This is a genomic window from Janthinobacterium sp. SUN100, from assembly GCF_030397705.1.
Taxonomy (GTDB): Bacteria; Pseudomonadota; Gammaproteobacteria; order Burkholderiales; family Burkholderiaceae_D; genus Janthinobacterium; species Janthinobacterium kumbetense.
The window spans coordinates 803873-820888 of record NZ_JAPUBU010000002.1; the positions used below are offsets into that span (position 1 = coordinate 803873).

General features: G+C 63.3%; 13 protein-coding genes and 1 other RNA gene. 4 read left to right on the forward strand and 10 right to left on the reverse strand.

The features are described 5' to 3' along the window. Positions 1 to 158: 158 nt before the first annotated feature. Entirely contained in the window at positions 159 to 3017 is a 2859-nt protein-coding gene (locus O0881_RS15920; RefSeq protein WP_289912135.1) for a response regulator, read from the forward strand. 1 nt (position 3018) lies between these two features. Then, complete coding sequence (locus O0881_RS15925) at positions 3019 to 5178, forward strand: EAL domain-containing protein (RefSeq protein WP_099664956.1); 2160 nt, start codon at positions 3019 to 3021, stop codon at positions 5176 to 5178. Here O0881_RS15925 and O0881_RS15930 read toward each other — a convergent pair. Genes O0881_RS15930 through dnaX form a run of 5 tightly spaced genes read right to left on the reverse strand, consistent with a single transcriptional unit; the run spans position 5147 to position 10887 of the window. Further along, positions 5147 to 6289, reverse strand: coding sequence for an esterase-like activity of phytase family protein (locus O0881_RS15930; protein WP_289912137.1), 1143 nt, complete (start codon positions 6287 to 6289; stop codon positions 5147 to 5149). The two genes, O0881_RS15925 and O0881_RS15930, sit on opposite strands and share 32 nt — an antisense overlap. Before the next feature lie 33 nt (positions 6290 to 6322). Further along, a complete protein-coding gene (locus O0881_RS15935; protein WP_289912140.1) occupies positions 6323 to 7543 on the reverse strand; it encodes a CaiB/BaiF CoA-transferase family protein in 1221 nt (406 codons plus the stop codon). A 7-nt stretch (positions 7544 to 7550) separates the two neighbouring features. Then, positions 7551 to 8141 carry a recombination mediator RecR gene (recR, locus tag O0881_RS15940; protein ID WP_034786598.1) on the reverse strand — a complete coding sequence of 197 codons (591 nt, stop codon included), beginning with the start codon at positions 8139 to 8141 and terminating at the stop codon, positions 7551 to 7553. A gap of 47 nt (positions 8142 to 8188) precedes the next feature. Further along, a complete protein-coding gene (locus O0881_RS15945; protein WP_034759121.1) occupies positions 8189 to 8515 on the reverse strand; it encodes a YbaB/EbfC family nucleoid-associated protein in 327 nt (108 codons plus the stop codon). Positions 8516 to 8556: 41 nt separating this feature from the next. Beyond that, the gene (gene dnaX, locus O0881_RS15950; protein WP_289912142.1) at positions 8557 to 10887 is read right to left on the reverse strand and encodes a DNA polymerase III subunit gamma/tau; all 2331 of its coding nucleotides are present in this window, start codon (positions 10885 to 10887) and stop codon (positions 8557 to 8559) included. Positions 10888 to 10943: 56 nt separating this feature from the next. Here dnaX and O0881_RS15955 point away from each other — a divergent pair, with 56 nt between their 5' ends. Next, the gene (locus O0881_RS15955) at positions 10944 to 11096 is read left to right on the forward strand and encodes a hypothetical protein (RefSeq protein WP_161789605.1); all 153 of its coding nucleotides are present in this window, start codon (positions 10944 to 10946) and stop codon (positions 11094 to 11096) included. Between the two features lie 28 nt (positions 11097 to 11124). Here the strand turns inward: O0881_RS15955 and ffs are convergent. Both ffs and ubiD read right to left on the reverse strand, forming a co-directional pair. Continuing rightward, positions 11125 to 11223, reverse strand: an RNA gene (gene ffs / locus O0881_RS15960) — signal recognition particle sRNA small type. A gap of 82 nt (positions 11224 to 11305) precedes the next feature. Then, a complete protein-coding gene (gene ubiD / locus O0881_RS15965) occupies positions 11306 to 12790 on the reverse strand; it encodes a 4-hydroxy-3-polyprenylbenzoate decarboxylase (RefSeq protein WP_071650179.1) in 1485 nt (494 codons plus the stop codon). 587 nt (positions 12791 to 13377) lie between these two features. On the opposite strand from ubiD, the gene O0881_RS15970 reads away from it, so the two are divergent. Continuing rightward, positions 13378 to 14187: a lytic transglycosylase domain-containing protein gene (locus tag O0881_RS15970; RefSeq protein ID WP_251350887.1), complete on the forward strand. Its 810-nt coding sequence runs from the start codon at positions 13378 to 13380 to the stop codon at positions 14185 to 14187. A gap of 121 nt (positions 14188 to 14308) precedes the next feature. Here O0881_RS15970 and nusB read toward each other — a convergent pair whose 3' ends face one another. From nusB to ribBA, 3 genes are all read right to left on the reverse strand, one after another. Next, positions 14309 to 14779 carry a transcription antitermination factor NusB gene (gene nusB / locus O0881_RS15975; RefSeq protein ID WP_034759129.1) on the reverse strand — a complete coding sequence of 157 codons (471 nt, stop codon included), beginning with the start codon at positions 14777 to 14779 and terminating at the stop codon, positions 14309 to 14311. Between the two features lie 188 nt (positions 14780 to 14967). Further along, the gene (gene ribH / locus O0881_RS15980) at positions 14968 to 15450 is read right to left on the reverse strand and encodes a 6,7-dimethyl-8-ribityllumazine synthase (protein WP_034759563.1); all 483 of its coding nucleotides are present in this window, start codon (positions 15448 to 15450) and stop codon (positions 14968 to 14970) included. Between the two features lie 176 nt (positions 15451 to 15626). Further along, the gene (gene ribBA, locus O0881_RS15985; RefSeq protein WP_289899303.1) at positions 15627 to 16745 is read right to left on the reverse strand and encodes a bifunctional 3,4-dihydroxy-2-butanone-4-phosphate synthase/GTP cyclohydrolase II; all 1119 of its coding nucleotides are present in this window, start codon (positions 16743 to 16745) and stop codon (positions 15627 to 15629) included. Between the last annotated feature and the right edge of the window lie 271 nt (positions 16746 to 17016).

Sequence of the window (17016 nt, forward strand, 5' to 3'; positions counted from 1 at the left end):
GGTGATCCTGCTGGATCACCCTGTTGTTTCCTCTTCAGTAAGTTCCCCTCCCCTTTCTTCCATTAGACCCACATCAATATCAGGGTGTGTCTTCGCGTCTATATTTTTCCAATAGGAATTAAATAACAGTCAACGGGCGACCGGGGAAGCAGCGACGCATGTTCAATTTCCAACGCTCCAGCATCAGCCAGAAGCTGACCATGATCTCGGTACTGTCGTCGGGCTGCGCGCTGCTGCTGGTGTTCGTGGCGTTTGCGCTGACGTCCGTGCTCAGCCACAAAAATGATGAAGGCAAGCAACTGCTGTCGCTGGCGGGCGTGATCGGCGCGGCCGGCGCCGTGCCTTTGCTGGCGGGAAAATCGGCGCAGGGGCAGGCGGAACAGGTGCTGGCGGCTTTGTCCGCGCGCAACGAGGTGGCCCAGGCGGCCCTGTTCGACAAGGGCGGGCGCCTGTTCGCCCTGTACCGCGCGCCGCAGCATGCGGACGGCCTGCCGGCGCCGGAAGACATGGACCCGGCCTTGCTGGCCGACATGGCCGTGCAGCCCGTCACGCAAGGCTCGGGCACGACCCTGGCGCCCGCCATGCGCCTGTACCGCCCCGTCTACCGGCCGGGCGAGCCGCAACAGATCATCGGCGCCGTGCTGATCGAGGCGGACCTGAACCACATGTGGCGCGACATCGGCCGCCACGTGAGCGCCATCGGCGGCGCCACCGTGCTGTCCTTCCTGGTCGCCGTATTCCTCGCGCGGCGCTTCAAGAGCGTGATCGCCGAACCGATCACCAAGCTGATCGATACGGCGCAGAAAGTGTCGAGCAGCCAGACCTACAGCCACCGCATCGCGCACCAGCGCAGCGACGAGCTGGGCGTGCTGATCGACAGTTTCAACGACATGCTGGCGCAGATCGACAGCCGCGACAGCACGCTGGCCAATTACCGCGACCAGCTGGAGCGCCAGGTGGGCGTGCGCACGGCGCAGCTGGAAAAGGCCAAGGATGCGGCCGAGGCGGCCAGCCAGGCGAAGAGCGCCTTCCTCGCCACCATGAGCCATGAAATCCGCACGCCGATGAATGGCGTGCTGGGCATGACGGAACTGCTGCTGGCCAGCCCTTTGAGCCCGCAGCAGCGCCACTACACGAGCATGGTGCAGCGCTCGGGACAGAATTTGCTGGTAATCATCAACGACATCCTCGACTTTTCCAAGATCGAAGCGGGCAAGCTGAGCGTCGAATACATCCGCTTCAATTTCCGCGAATTGCTCGACGATATAGAACACGTGTTCGCGCCGCAGGCGGAAGCGAAAAACATCAGCCTGGAATTCGACATCGCCTACGACATCCCGATCGCCATCTGCGGCGACCCGAACCGTTTGCGCCAGATCATCGTCAACCTGCTGGGCAACGCCATCAAGTTCACCGAAACGGGCAAGGTCACCGTGAAGGTGACCGTGTGCAGCGAAGACGCGCCCAGCGTGGGCTTGCGCTTCGAGGTGCACGACACGGGCATCGGCGTCTCGAACGAGGCGCAGACGCGCATCTTCGAATCGTTTTCGCAGGCGGACGGCTCGACCACGCGCAAGCACGGCGGCACGGGCCTGGGGCTGACGATCTCGAAACAGCTGGTGGAGCTGATGGGCGGCACTATCGGCGTTGATAATGCTTTAACGCAAGGCTCGATCTTCTGGTTCGAAGTAAATTTCGATAAGCGGCGGGTCGACAGCGACGACCCGTCCTTCAACCTGAAAACCACGCGAGGGCTACGCGCCTTGATCGTCGACCACACACCCGCCACGCGCGCCGTGCTGGAGCGGCAACTGGCCAGCTGGCACATCGTCAGCGACAGCGCCGGCACGGCCAGCGACTGCCTGGGCAAGCTGCGCGCGGCCGCCCAGGCGGGCACGCCGTATGCCGTGGCCCTGCTCGACATGGAATTGCCGCGCACCAGCGGCCTGGCCCTGGCCGCCAACATCAAGAGCGACCCGCTGCTGGCCGACCTCAAGCTTTTGCTGCTGAGCACGGAACAGGCGGCGGCCGACCCCGTGCAGCGGCGCGAGGCGGGCGTGGCCTACCAGCTGATCAAGCCGGCCCGCGAATGCGACCTGTTCGACTGCATCGTCACGCCGCCGCGCGCCAGCGACAGCCTGCGCATCCATCCGCCGCACACGGCGCGCCAGGTGGGCCGGCGCCAGCGCCGCCGCGTGCTGCTGGCCGAGGACAATCCCGTCAACGTGGAAGTGGCGCTGGCCATGCTCGACAGCCTGGGCCTCGATGTCGTCTGCGCGCGCAACGGCGAAGAAGCCTTGCAGGCGGCGCAGGCCGAGGATTTCGATCTGATCCTGATGGATTGCCAGATGCCCGTGATGGATGGCTTTGCCGCCACGGCGGAAATCCGCCGCCATGAACAGCACTGCGGCCACGCGCGCGTGCTGCCCATCGTCGCCATCACGGCCAATGCGCTGCAGGGCGACCGCGAAGCGTGCCTGGCGGCCGGCATGGACGATTACCTGAGTAAACCTTTTACGCAGCAAGACCTGGGCCACACGATCGCCCGCTGGATCACCCTGCCGCGCGCGGCCACCGTGCACCACAGCGAAGCGCCGCAGGAGGCGCCGCCCGAGCCGCCGCCCGTGGCAACGCCGCCGGCGCCTGCATCCCCGGCATCGGCCCCGCCGCTGAACCGGCAGGCGCTGGAAAACATCCGCGCGCTGTCCGGCACGGATGGCGATGCGCTGCTCGAACGGGTCATCCTCGCATTTACCGGCGAGACGCCGCGCCAGCTGGGCGCCATGCGCGAAGCCATCGCGACAGCGGATGCGGAAGCGCTGCGCAAGGTGGCGCACAGCCTCAAGTCGGGCAGCGCCAACGTGGGCGCCGACGGCCTGGCACAGCTGTGCAAGGAAATGGAAAAACTGGGCCGCGCCGGCAGCACCGAGGGCGCGGCTCCCCTTCTGCAGCAGATGCAGCAAGCCTTCCTGGCCGTACGCGAATCGCTGAACGCCATCCTCGTGAAGGAACACTGACATGACAGCGCCCCTCTCCCCTCCCCGCGGCCTGGTGCTGGTGGCCGACGACGATCCCGTGATGCGCTTGCTGATGCGGCAAATGCTCACGCAGGTGGGCCTGGACGTGATCGAGGCCGAGGATGGCGTGCAGGCGCTGGCCAGCTACAAGCACAGCGGGCCGGACCTGGTCATGCTCGACGTCGACATGCCCGCCATGGACGGCTTTGCCGTGTGCCGCGAAATCCGCCACCAGGAAGTGGGCGGCACGGTGCCCATCATCATGGTCACGGGCGGCGACGAGCTGGAAGCCGTCACGCGCGCCTACGAGGTGGGCGCCACCGACTTCATTTCCAAGCCCATCAACTGGCCCATCCTCGGCCACCGCGTGCTGTACGTGCTGCGCGCCAGCGACGCCATCGCCCGCCTGCGCATTGCCGACGCGCACAACCGCGCCGTGCTGGCCGCCATCCCCGACACCTTCTTTCGCCTGAACCGCGAAGGCTTTTATCTCGACTACGAACAGGGCCACGACGCCAGCGCGGGATTTTCCCTCAGCGACTGCGTGGGCAGCCATATCCGCGACGTGCTGCCGCCCGAAATCGCCGCGCGCCTGCTCGACAAGGCGCACGCCGTGCTGGCCACGCAGCATATCGGCTCGGTCGACTACACGCTCACGCACGAAGACAGCACGCGCCATTTCGAGGCGCGCCTGGTGGCGACGGGAGCCGACGAGGTACTGGGCCTGGTGCGCGACATCAGCGAACGCAAGCGCACGGAAGAACAGATCCGCCGCCTCGCGTATTGCGACAGCCTGACGGGCATCCCCAACCGGCAAGCGTTCCTGGAAACCCTGGAGCGCGAACTGCTGCGCTCGAAAGAGCACGACAAGAAATTCGCCGTGCTGTTCATGGACCTGGACGCCTTCAAGCGCATCAACGACACCCTGGGCCACGACGTGGGCGACCATTTGCTCAAGGTGGTGTCCGAGCGCCTGCGCGAAACCATCCGCCCCAGCGACCTGGTGCTGCGCGCCGAACACGAGTTTGAAACCACCTTCGGCGGCAGCAACCTGGCGCGCCTGGGCGGCGATGAATTCACGATATTGATTCCCGACCTGGAACGGGTGGAAGACGCGCTCAACGTGGCGCACCGCGTCAAGGAAGCCATGCGCCGGCCCTTCATGATCGAAGGGCACGAGATTTTCGTGACGGCCAGCATCGGCATCTCGCTGTATCCGGAAGATGGCGAGGATTGCAACTCGCTATTGAAATATGCGGACACGGCCATGTACCACGCGAAGAACTGCGGCAAGAACAACGCCAAGCTGTACAGCTCTTCGCTGACGATGGAAATCATGAGCCACGTCAAGATGGAAGTGGGGCTGCGCAAGGCCTTGCAAAACAACGAGCTGTACCTGCTGTACCAGCCGCAGATCGACGTGCCCAGCACGCAGATCGTCGGCGTGGAAGCGCTGGTGCGCTGGCGCCATCCCGAACGGGGCATCATCTCGCCCACGGAATTCATCCCGCTGGCCGAAGAGACGGGGTTGATCGTGCCCATCGGCGAATGGGTGCTGCGCACGGCGTGCAACCAGGCCAAGGCGTGGCAAAGCGACGGCGGGCGCGCCATCCGCATGGCCGTCAACCTGTCGGCCAAGCAATTCAAGGATGAAAACCTGATGCAGATCGTGCTGTCGGTCCTGGCCGACACGGGCCTCGATGCGCGCCTGCTGGAGCTGGAATTGACGGAGGGAACGTTGATGGACGATGCACGCGCCACCATGGTGACCCTGGAACAATTGCGCGGCATCGGCGTGTACCTGTCCATCGACGACTTCGGCACGGGCTATTCGTCGATGAATTACCTGAAACGCTTCGACGTGCGGGCCTTGAAAATCGACAAGAGCTTTATCGCCGGCTTGCCGCAGGATACGGAAAACGCGGCCATCACGCGTGCCATCATCGCCATGGCGCATGGCTTGAAAATGGTGGTGGTGGCCGAGGGCGTGGAAACGGACGAACAGCTGCTGATGCTGGAAGAATACGGCTGCGACATGGCGCAGGGATATTTTTTAGGCCACCCGTCGCCGCACGACACGATCACGGCCATGCTGGCCAGGCAACGGGGCCAGCTGGCCAGCGTGGAAACTAGAGCACTTCGAAGGCAAGGATTTGCGTGACTTGCTGGGCGTTGAAATTATCGTCGGAAATCATCACCAGGCTGCGGCGGCCGTTTTCCAGGCGCGGGCCCCAGCTGATGCCTTCGATATTGTCGACCCGCGGCAAGCCGATCTTTTCCAGGTCCAGCAGCAGGCGCTTGCGCGCCGGCACGTAAGCCGCGCCCGCCAGGGCCGGGATGGCCTGGATATCGGTGGCGCCCTGCGTATCCATCTCGTAGATGCGCACGTGATTCGTGTAGATGCCGTCGGCGTGTTCCACGCCGGCCCGCTCCACCACCAGCACCTGGTGATCGTTGACGGCGAGGATTTCCGACACGCCATTGTCCGCTTCCTTCCCCGGCGCAGGCCGCGATGCCACCGGCTCGATCGGATACGCGTACTGGCCCAGCACGGTGCCCGCGCGGTCCAGGCGCGTGATGCGCACCACGGAGCCGTGGTCCGGCGTGGCCAGCGGGCCATCCTGGTACAGCGCCGCTTCCATGCCCAGCCACAGGCTCTTGCCATCGCTGGCAAACGACAGCCCCTCAAAGCTCATGTTGTTGCGCGATCCCGTTTCATCCTTCGCCACCTTGAACATGGCGGGCGTAGGCAAGGTGGCCAGGTAGTGGCCGCCGCTATCGGCGTGGCGCACGAACGGGTGCAAACCCACCTTGCGGTTGCCTTCGCTGCCGTACCACAGGCTGCCATCCTGCGGATCGACGCGGATGGTTTCGATGTCGGGCACCTGGTCGCCCTGCTCCAGCCTGGCATGGGCCAGGTTCGGATAGCGGCTGCCGTCGGGCTGCGTGAAGAAATGCACGCTGTTGAAGGTCACGCCGGCAAATGCGCGGCTGTCGTAGTCGAGCGCGGCGCGGTAGAAGCGGGCCGGATTGATTTCCGAGCGGTCATCGCTTTCCATCACCCAGCTGTTGTTGGCCGCATCGTAATCGATGCCGGACAGGCCGCCCACCGTCGTGCCCTCGAACGGGTATTTCAAGGCGATGCGCTGTTCGCCGATCAGGCGCAAGCCCGCGATCGGTGCGTCGTGGGAGAAGCTGGCGCAAGCGGAGAGAAGAACGGCGGCGGACGCCAGGGCAAGCGCGGTGCGCGCGCTGCGGAACAATTGAGGCATGATCGGTATCAAAGGAGTCAGCGGGAGCGTGGCTTACACCACGCCATCGGTCTTCAGCCGCGCGATGGCGGCCGCATCATAGCCGAGCGACGCCAGCACCTCGTCGTTGTGCTGGCCCAGGGTGGGCCCCAGCCACTGCGTCTTGCCCGGCGTGGCGGACAGTTTCGGGCTGATGGCGGGCAATTTGACGGGCGTGCCGTCGGCGAAATGGTGTTGTTCGAACATGTCGCGGGCGAGAAATTGCGGGTCGCTCAGCATGTCGCGCACGGAGTAAATCTTCCCGGCGGGGACGTCTGCCGCCTTCAAGACGGCCAGCGCGCTGTCTATCGTGTGCGTGGCGCACCAGGCGCCGATGGCGTCGTCGATTTCCTGCGTGCGCGCCACCCTGCCGTCGTTGCGCGCCAGCTGCGGGTCGCCCGCCATGTCGATGCGGCCCATGGCCAGCATCAGCCGCTTGAAGATGGCGTCGCCGTTGCCCGCGATGACGATGTTTTCGCCTTCGCCCGTCGTGTAGGTATTCGAGGGCACGATGCCGGGCAAGGAACCGCCCGTGCGCTCGCGCACCACGCCCGCCTGGTCGTATTCGGGCACCAGCGACTCCATCAAATTGAACACGGATTCGTACAGGGCCACGTCGACCATCTGCCCTTCCCCGTGCTCGCGACCGCCCGTCACGTCGCGGTGGCGCAGCGCCATCATGGCGCCGATCACGCCGTGCAGGGCCGCCACGGAGTCGCCGATGGACACGCCCACGCGCACGGGCGGGCGGTCGGCAAAGCCGGACACATAGCGCAAGCCGCCCATCGATTCGCCGATGGCGCCGAAGCCGGGCAAGTCCTTCATCGGCCCCGTCTGGCCAAAGCCGGACAGGCGCACCATGATGAGGGACGGTTTGACCTGCTTGAGCTGCTCGTAGCCGAGATCCCACTTTTCCAGCACGCCGGGGCGGTAATTCTCGATGATGATGTCCGCTTCCAGGGCCAGCTGGCGCGCGATGGCGCGGCCCTCGGGCGTTTTCAGGTTCAGCGTTAAACTTTTCTTGTTGCGCGCCTGCACCGACCACCACAGCGAGGTGCCGTCCTTCAGCACGCGCCAGGTACGGATGGGGTCGCCGCCATCGGGCGACTCGATCTTGATCACGTCGGCGCCGAATTCGGCCAGCATGCGGGCGCAGAACGGCCCCGCGATCAGGGTGCCCAGTTCCAGGACTTTGATGCCCTGGAGGGGGCCGGAAGATGCGCAAGCGTCTGTCATGTTGTAGTCAGGTTGCCCTGCGGTCGAGCATCGCGCGGGCAATCGTGCCCGCGTCGACGTATTCCAGTTCGCCGCCCACGGGCACGCCGCGGGCCAGACGGCTCACGCGCAAGCCCCGCGCCTTCAGCATTTCGCTGATGTAGTGGGCCGTCGCTTCGCCTTCATTCGTGAAATTGGTGGCCAGCACCACTTCGCCGACCACGCCATCGTTGGCGCGGTTCAGCAATTTTTCCAGGTGGATGTCTTTCGGGCCGATGCCGTCCAGTGGAGACAATCTCCCCATGAGGACGAAATACAGGCCCTTGTAGGTGAGCGTCTGCTCGATCATCAGCTGGTCGGCGGGCGTTTCCACCACGCACAGCAAGCGCTTGTCGCGCTCTTCGTCGAGACAGGTCTCGCACACTTCGTGTTCGGTAAAGGTGTTGCACAGGCCGCAGTGATGCACGGCATCGACGGCCTGGAACAGGGCGCGCGACAGCATGGCCGCGCCTTCCCTATCGTGCTGCAACAAATGAAATGCCATCCGCTGCGCCGACTTGGGGCCGACGCCGGGCAGGCGCCGCAGCGCCTCGGTCAGGAATTCAAGCGACTTGGACATGGATCAACCTTGCCCCGTGCCATAGATCGAGCGCATGCGGCAGTGCATCAGAATGGCATTTTGAAGCCGGCGGGCAAGTTCATGCCGCCAGTCAAGCCTGCCATTTTTTCCGCGGACGTCGCTTCCGCCTTGCGCACGGCGTCGTTGAAGGCGGCGGCCACCAGGTCTTCCAGCATGTCCTTGTCGTCGGCCAGCAGCGACGGGTCGATGGACACGCGCTTGACGTCGTTCTTGCACGTCATGACGATTTTCACGAGGCCGGCGCCGGACTGGCCTTCCACTTCCACCAGCGCCAGTTGTTCCTGGGCCTTTTTCATGTTGTCTTGCATTGCTTGCGCCTGCTTCATCAGGCCAGCCAGTTGATTTTTCATCATGAGAATGCTCCGTTCAATTCAGTTTGTGAGTGTGTTAATCATCAATGCAGGGTCGGCGCGGCGGAGCCGGCCGGTGCAGGGGTAATCGTTCCCGGCACAACAAAAGCGTCGAATACACGCTTCATGTCGAGCACGAAGGGATCGCTGGCGATGGTTGCTTCCGCTTGCAGCTGGCACGCCTCGCGGTGGGCCTGCGCTTCCGCGCTGGCCGTGTACCAGACGGCGCCCAGTTCCGTGTCGACCGCGACCTTGCGGCCGAAGCGTTCGGTGAGCGCGGCCGCCAGTTTTTCCACGTTGGCGGGACTGCGCCACGTGTCGATGGGCACGCGCAGGCGGAACGTGGTGCTGTGGCCATCGTGCAGGCATTCGATCAGCTCGGCCTGCACGGCCAGCTGCTGGGCCACGCCGCGCAAGGGCAGCACGGCGGCGACGGCCGGCCAGTTGCCGTCCCAGTCCAGGCCCGGCACGGGCGTGATCACGTACGGACCGCTGGGCGCGGCTTGCTTGGCGGCACGCTGCGGCATGACGACGGCCGGCTGCTCGCTGCTTGGCGCGGCGGGCGCCGACACGGCGGCGGACGCGCTGTCGTCGGAAAATTCGGTGACCCACGGCGGCAAGTCGTCATCCGGCTGCGCTGGCGGCGGCGCGGCAGGACGCGCCTGCTGCACGGGCGCCGCGGCGGCCGCCGGTGCTTCCATCACGGCAACTGGGGGCGCATCGTCCCACGGCGCAGGCGCTTTCGCGGCGGCGGGCGGTGGCGGTGGCGCGGCCTGGACGGGTGCGGCCGGGGCTGGCGCCGCGGCGACCGGCTCCGGTGCGGATGCTGGTGCCGGTGCCGGTGCAGCCGGCTTGGGCGCCGACGATGGCGCCGACGGCGCGCTGCCGGGACGGCCTTTCGAGGCGGCGCGGGCCGCTTCCAGCGCCGCATTGATGGCGGCGCGGGCGGAACTGATCGGGGCGCCCGATGCGGCTGGGGCGGCTGCGGCCGGAGCCGCCGCCGGCGGCGCCGCTGGTGGCGGCGCCGGGGCGGCGACAGGCGCCGGTGCCGGAGCAGCCGCGCGCGGCGGCGGCGCTTCGCTGCGCGCCATGCTGGCGGCAGCGGCGGCCACGACGGCTGGCGGGGTCACGGCGGCATGGCTGGCCACGCTGTTCGTGGCGGCGCGGGCTGCCGGGGCGGATGCGCCAGCGGCGGCGCGCGCGGCGGCCACGGCGGCGGGACGGTTGCCCGGCGCGGCCGCTGGTGCGGCGGCCGGCACGCCATCGGCGCCGCCTATGCCGGGCCGAAAGGCCAGCATGCGCAGCAGGGTCATGGTAAAGCCTGCATATTCATCGGGCGCCAGGCCCAGTTCATTGCGGCCATGCACGGCGATCTGGTAAAACAGCTGCACTTCTTCCGCGTCGAACGCGCCAGCCAGACGCACGATATCCGCGTATTCAGGCAGATCCTGCGGCAAGGCGGCGGGCACGGTTTGCGCCAGCGCAATGCGGTGCAATAAAGTGCCCAAATCCTGCAGGGCGCCGTTATACGACAGGCTGCGTGAGGCCATCTCGTCGGCCACGGCCAGCAAATCGGCGCCATCCTGCTGCGCCAGCGCGTCGAGCAAGCGCACCAGGTACGACTGATCGAGCGCGCCCAGCATGCCTTGCACGGCGTCCAGCGTGACTTCGCCGGCCGCATAGGCGATGGCCTGGTCCGTCAGCGACAGCGCGTCGCGCATGGAACCGTGGGCGCCCTGGGCCAGCAGGCGCAAGGCCGGCTGTTCGAAGGCGATGCCTTCCTGTCCCAGGATATTGTCCAGGTGGCTGATGATGTGGCCGGGCGGCATCTGCTTGAGGTTGAACTGCAGGCAGCGCGACAGCACGGTGACGGGTATCTTTTGCGGGTCCGTCGTGGCCAGGATGAACTTGACGTGCTCGGGCGGCTCTTCCAGCGTCTTCAGCATGGAATTGAACGCGTGGTTCGTCAGCATGTGCACCTCATCGATCATATAGACCTTGAAGCGGGCATTGCTTGGCGCATACACGGCTTGCTCGAGCAGCTGCGCCATTTCATCGACGCCGCGGTTCGACGCCGCATCCATCTCTATATAGTCGACAAAGCGTCCCGCGTCGATCGCCATGCACGCTTCGCACACGCCGCACGGCTGGGCCGTGATGCCGCCCGTGCCATCGGGGCCGATGCAATTGAGCGACTTGGCCAGGATGCGCGACAGGGTCGTTTTGCCGACGCCGCGCGTGCCCGTGAACAGGTAGGCGTGATGCAATCGGCCGCTGTGCAAGGCATGCGTGAGCGCGCGCACGACGTGCTCCTGGCCGACGAGCGTCTCGAAATTCTTGGGGCGGTATTTACGGGCGAGGACTTGATAGGACATGCTGAGATTTTACCATGCGATTTTGCGGGTGATCCTGCGCGGCGGGCGCAAGCCTCATGGCCGGGCCATTCAAAATGGCAAACGCGGCAAAGCAGCAATTGTATAACATGGCCAGCTGGAAATATGGAAAACACGGCAAGCCCGGCAATGCTGCGGGTCGGCAAGAAAATGGCGCCGTAAAAGCAAAAAAGCTGCCCATGGCAGCTTGATTGTCGATCCTGATAAAACATTCCCGAAGGAGGCGAGCCTGATCTGCGGCACTCATGGTTAATAGCCGTGGCTGCTTCGTTCCCGACCTGACCAGGTTAGCCATGCCACGATGCGCAGGGGCCCGCCGGGGACAATTATAACCGGTCTGCGGGGAATGGGGAAGTTGAGGCACAAACCGCCCTTCCCCACAAGCAAGCGGCTGAGCGTCTTACAAGCCCAGCTCTTGCCAGATGCCATCCACCTTCGCCTTCACTTCCGGCGTCATGGCGATCGTCGTGCCCCACTCGCGCGTCGTTTCACCCGGCCATTTATTCGTCGCATCGATGCCCATCTTGCTGCCCAGGCCGCTGACCGGCGAGGCGAAGTCCAGGTAATCGATGGGCGTGTTGTCGACCAGGGTCGTGTCGCGGATGGGGTCGACCCGCGTCGTGATGGCCCAGATGACCTCTTTCCAGTCGCGGATATTCACGTCTTCATCGACCACCACGATGAACTTGGTATACATGAACTGGCGCAGGAAGCTCCACACGCCGAACATCACGCGCTTGGCGTGGCCCGCGTACTGTTTCTTGATCTGCACCACGGCCATGCGGTAGCTGCAGCCTTCGGGCGGCAGATAGAAGTCGGTGATTTCGCTGAACTGCTTTTGCAGCAGGGGCACGAACACTTCATTCAGGGCCAGACCCAGCACGGCCGGCTCGTCCGGCGGTTTGCCTGTATACGTGGAGTGGTAGATCGGGTCGCGGCGCATGGTGATGCGGTCGATGGTAAACACGGGGAAACTGTCCTGCTCATTATAGTAGCCCGTGTGGTCGCCATACGGCCCTTCCAGCGCGTGCTCGTAGCCGCTCGGATGGTTTTCATCCGGATAGATATGGCCTTCGAGCACGATTTCGGCGGAAGCAGGCACGCGCAGCTCGCTGCCGATGGCTTTCACCAGCTCCGTGCGGCTGCCGCGCAGCAAGCCGGCGAACTGGTATTCGGACAGGCTGTCCGGCACCGGCGTGACGGCCCCTAATATAGTAGCGGGATCGGCGCCCAGCGCGACGGCGATCGGATACGGCTTGCCCTTGCTCTGGATCGCGTGCTCGCGGAAGTCCAGCGCCCCGCCCCGGTGCGCCAGCCAGCGCATGATGACTTTATTACGTCCCAGCACTTGCTGGCGATAAATGCCCAGGTTTTGCCGCTTCTTGTTCGGGCCCTTGGTGATCACCAGGCCCCACGTGATCAGGGGAGCGACGTCGCCGGGCCAGCAATGCTGGATCGGCAGGCGCGCCAGGTCCACGTCATTGCCTTCCCAGACGATTTCCTGGCACTTCGCGCCGCGCAATTCCTTCGGCGACATGTCCCACACGGATTTCACCAGGGAACCGAGGCCCAGCAAGTCCTTGAAATCCTTCGGCGGTTCCGGCTCCTTCAGCCGCGCCAGCACATGGCCGATCTTGCGCAACTCGCTGACATCTTCCGCGCCCATGCCCAGCGCCACGCGGCGCGTGGTGCCGAACAGATTGCCCAGTACCGGCATGTCGTATCCCGTCGGGTTATTGAACAGCAAGGCCGGTCCGCCTGCGCGCAAGGTGCGGTCGCAAACTTCCGTCATCTCCAAAATCGGTGAAATGGGGGTCGAAATGGGCTTAAGTTCACCCATTTGTTGCAGTTGAGAAATAAAATCTCGCAAATCTGAATATTTCATGTGTTTTTAATTTTTTTTGACGTCGGACGCCGTTGCTGAAGGATCTATGCCAAGTAATTGATTTTATTGGCTTTTGGCACAATGCAAGTCAAAAAGTAAGACATAAAAGTAATAAAGAAACGATTCGTTAGTATTGACTTGATATAAAACGGCTTCTACAATTCGCCCAACTTGAAAGAGCACGCCGGCCCAGAGCTTGATTTTAGCGTTTCTCTTTCATTCACGGAGTCGGGGCTCCACATGACATTTTAAGGAGTGTTTTCAAAAGGCGTCTGCCTTACCCCCGGTAAAAGTTGTATTGCGACTGATCCAATACCAAAAACGGGACCGATCAGCTCAAGCAAGCAATGACGGCGTTTCTCGCACGCATCCATACGCGGCGGAAACGATGATATTTCTGATGCACGGCATTGGCAGTACCCACAACACCGCGAGACCGCGGAGGGACTGCCTGTTGACGCGACATTTCGGGGAACTCTATGACTCATCGTAGCACTGAAGCAGCATTGCCTGCTTCAACCGTGGCTGGCCAGCCAGCGTTGGCGCGCTTGCGCGCCCGCGCACAGGCCATTTCGGCACGTGGCGTTTTGACCACGGCACAACACACACTGACAGTCTTCGGCATTTCCGCCCTGGCACTGATCGCCCTGCTGATGTTCCGCCCTGACCTGGGCAAGCAACTGACGCACAGCCTGTTCCCGCTGCCGATGGCAGAGGCGCAAGCCGTTGAAGCACCGGCCCTGTCCGCACTGATGGAAGCACCTGCTTCCGTGCAAACGGCCGCCGCCAGCGATACCCCGCTGACCAAGGAAGAAAAAGCCTTGCTGGGCACGCAAAAGCAGCAGCAATGGGTTACCAACTGGCTCTCCAAGCGCTACCGCGTGGCCAACGACGCGACCAATATGCTCGTCTCGACGGCGTACCTGACGGCCCGTGAAATCAAGCTGGACCCGCTGCTGATCCTGGCCGTGATGGCCATCGAATCGGGCTTGAACCCGTTCGCGGAAAGCCCCGTCGGCGCGCAAGGCTTGATGCAAGTCATGTCGAAAGTACACCATGAGCGCTTCCAGGAAATGGGCGGCGTGCAAGCAGCGCTGAACCCGGTCGCCAACATCCGCGTCGGTTCGCTGATCCTGAAGGATTACGTCACGCGTGGCGGTTCCGTCGAAGCGGGCCTCAAAACCTACGTGGGCGCCGCCAACTTCGCCACCGACTCGGGCTACGGCTCGCGCGTGCTGGCCGAATACCGCCGCCTGAAGCAAGTGTCGGCCGGCCAGCGCGTGCCGACGACGACGCCGGTGATGGCATCGAACACGCCAGCGCCAGCCAAGGCGCCGGCAGCGGAAAGCGGCATCACCATCAAAGTACTGCCCCACAACGAGATCGCCGGCCTGTGACCCTTTAAAAGCCCTCACAGGGGCATCCAAAAAGCAGCACCCAGTAAAAAAGCCACCGCACGCAAGTGCCGGTGGCTTTTTTATTGCCCTGCGGCACTGGCCGCAGGGACTGCTCTCTATATTACTTGCGCTTGTTGGCGTTGACTTCTTCCTCGCGGAATTTCACTGCCAATTTATCCAGCACGCCGTTCACATACTTGTGGCCATCGATACCGCCAAACGACTTGGCCAGCTCGACCGCTTCGTTGATGACGACGCGGTACGGGATTTCCATGTTGTTCTTCAGCTCGAAAGCGCCGATCAGCAGGATGCCGTGTTCGATGGGCGACAGTTCCGCGATATTGCGGTCGATCAAGGGTGCCATGCTTTCGCGCAGCGCCAGCGAATCCTTGATGGCGCCGTACAGCAACACCGTGAAATGATCGCCATCGGCCTTGTCGAAACCATGCGCGGCGCGAATATTGTTCACGACGGTAGTCGCGTCTTCATTGTTCAGCAGCCACTGGTACAAGCCCTGCAGCGCAAACTCGCGCGCGCGGTGACGCGGCGTGCGGTTTTTGCTGGGATTGGCGAGCAAATTTTTCTCAGTCATGATTGTTACCTGTTCTTAAGTACGTGTTCACTACAAATTCCGGCGAGACACTACGGCGCGCTTTTAGGCAGCGCAGCCGCGGCTCAAGCGTGCGTGAGAAGGATGCCAGGGCAAGGCGCGAGGCCGAAGACAGTACGAAAGTACGGCGAGGCCTTGCAACGCAGCCATGGCATTCTTGTCACACGCGCTTAGTCTTCGTCGGTGTCCTGCAACTCTTCCAGCGCTTGCGCCAGATTAGCCATTTCCACTGCCACGCGTGCCGCTTCTGCTCCCTTGACCAGCATGCGCACTTCCGCTTGCTCGTCGTTTTCGGTCGTCAACACTGCGTTGGCGATGGGGATGCCGTAATCGAGACCGACGCGCGTGATGCCCGCGCCCGATTCGTTCGATACCAGCTCGAAGTGGTAGGTTTCACCGCGAATCACGGCGCCCAGTGCGATCAGGGCGTCGAATTGCTCGGTTTCCGCCATTTTTTGCAGAATCAGTGGGATTTCCAGGGCGCCCGGCACGGTCACGTGCAGGATATCTTCATCGGCCACGCCCAGCTTGCTCAACTCTTCCAGGCATGCCGACAGCAAGCCACCACCGACGATTTCATTGAATCGTGCCTGGACGATACCGACGCGCAAACCTTCGCCGGCAAAATTAGTTTCGTATGCTCCTACGGTCATCATATGCCTCTTTAATCTGGTGGTTCAGGGCGACATGCACATGTCGCCATCGTTTACTCTACATCGACGCCTGACAAAATCGTAGCGAGCGGCAGCGAGTTGTGGTCGAGAAGCGCAACTGTACGAAGGTACAGTGAGCATCACAGGCCGCAAATCGCGACGCGCAGTAGATTTAGTCAGGTGTCCTGGCCTGGGTGGCACTGAAAACCTGTTACTTCCAGGTCGAAACCGACCATCGACGGCATCTTCCGTGGGCTGGCCAGCAATTGCATCTTGCTCACGCCCAGGTCGCGCAGGATTTGCGCGCCGATGCCGTAGCTGCGCAAGTCCATGCTGGCGGCGCGGCCTTTCGGCTTGGCTTGCGGCGTATCGAGCGCGGCGAACTGGGCAAACAGCTCGCCCGACGTCTCGCCGCAATTCAGCAAGACCATCACGCCCCGCTCGGCCTGCTTGATGGCGGCCATCGAGGCGGCCACCGTCCACGAGTGGGTAGTCGCTTCGCTTTCCAGCACGTCCAGCAGGGAAACGGGCTGGTGCACGCGCACCAGCGCTTCCAGGCCGGGGGCCAGGTCGCCATGCACGAGGGCCAAATGGGCCGACGCGCTCGGCTTGTCGCGGAAGGCGATCAAACGGAATTCGCCATGCGCCGTATGCAGGGTACGCTCGGCAACGCGCTCGACCAGGGACTCCGTCTGGCTACGGTAATGGATCAGGTCGGCAATCGTGCCGATTTTCAAGCCATGTTGCTCGGCAAACAACAGCAAGTCCGGCAAGCGCGCCATGGTGCCGTCGTCCTTCATGATTTCGCAAATCACGGACGCGGGCGTCAAGCCGGCCATGGCCGTCAGGTCGCAACCGGCTTCCGTATGGCCTGCGCGCATCAGCACGCCGCCTTTTTGCGCTTTCAGCGGGAAGATATGGCCGGGCTGGACGATATCGCTGGGCTGCGTGCCCTTGGCAACCGCCACCTGGATGGTCTTGGCACGGTCGGCGGCGGAAATGCCCGTCGTCACGCCTTCGGCCGCTTCGATGGACACGGTAAAATTGGTGCCGTAGGCGGTGCCGTTGCGCGATGTCATCATCGACAGGTTCAGCTCGTCGCAACGCTCTTCCGTCAGGGTCAGGCAAACCAGGCCACGCGCATGCGTGATCATGAAATTGATGGCTTCAGGCGTCACGAAATCGGCGGCAAGCACCAGATCGCCTTCATTTTCCCGGTCTTCTTCATCGACCAGTATCACCATGCGGCCGGCGCGCAATTCAGCGACGATCTCTTCGGTGCTGGATATAGACATTGTTCATCCTCGTATGACGCCTGGCAAAACCTGCTGCGCGTCGGTTTTGCCAGGCGTTGTTAGTGAAACTAAAAACTGAAACCGAACTGAAACATCGAGTGCGAATCTTCCGCGAATTTCCGGGAATTTTCTTATAACCTGCTATTTTAAAGGATTTAGCGCTTGCAGACCTGAAATAAGACAGCTTTGCGGCACGGATGCCACCGCCTGCCCCGCAAAGCGCCAATTCCCTGATCCAGCGCACACGGCGGCGGCAAGACGCGCGCCGCGA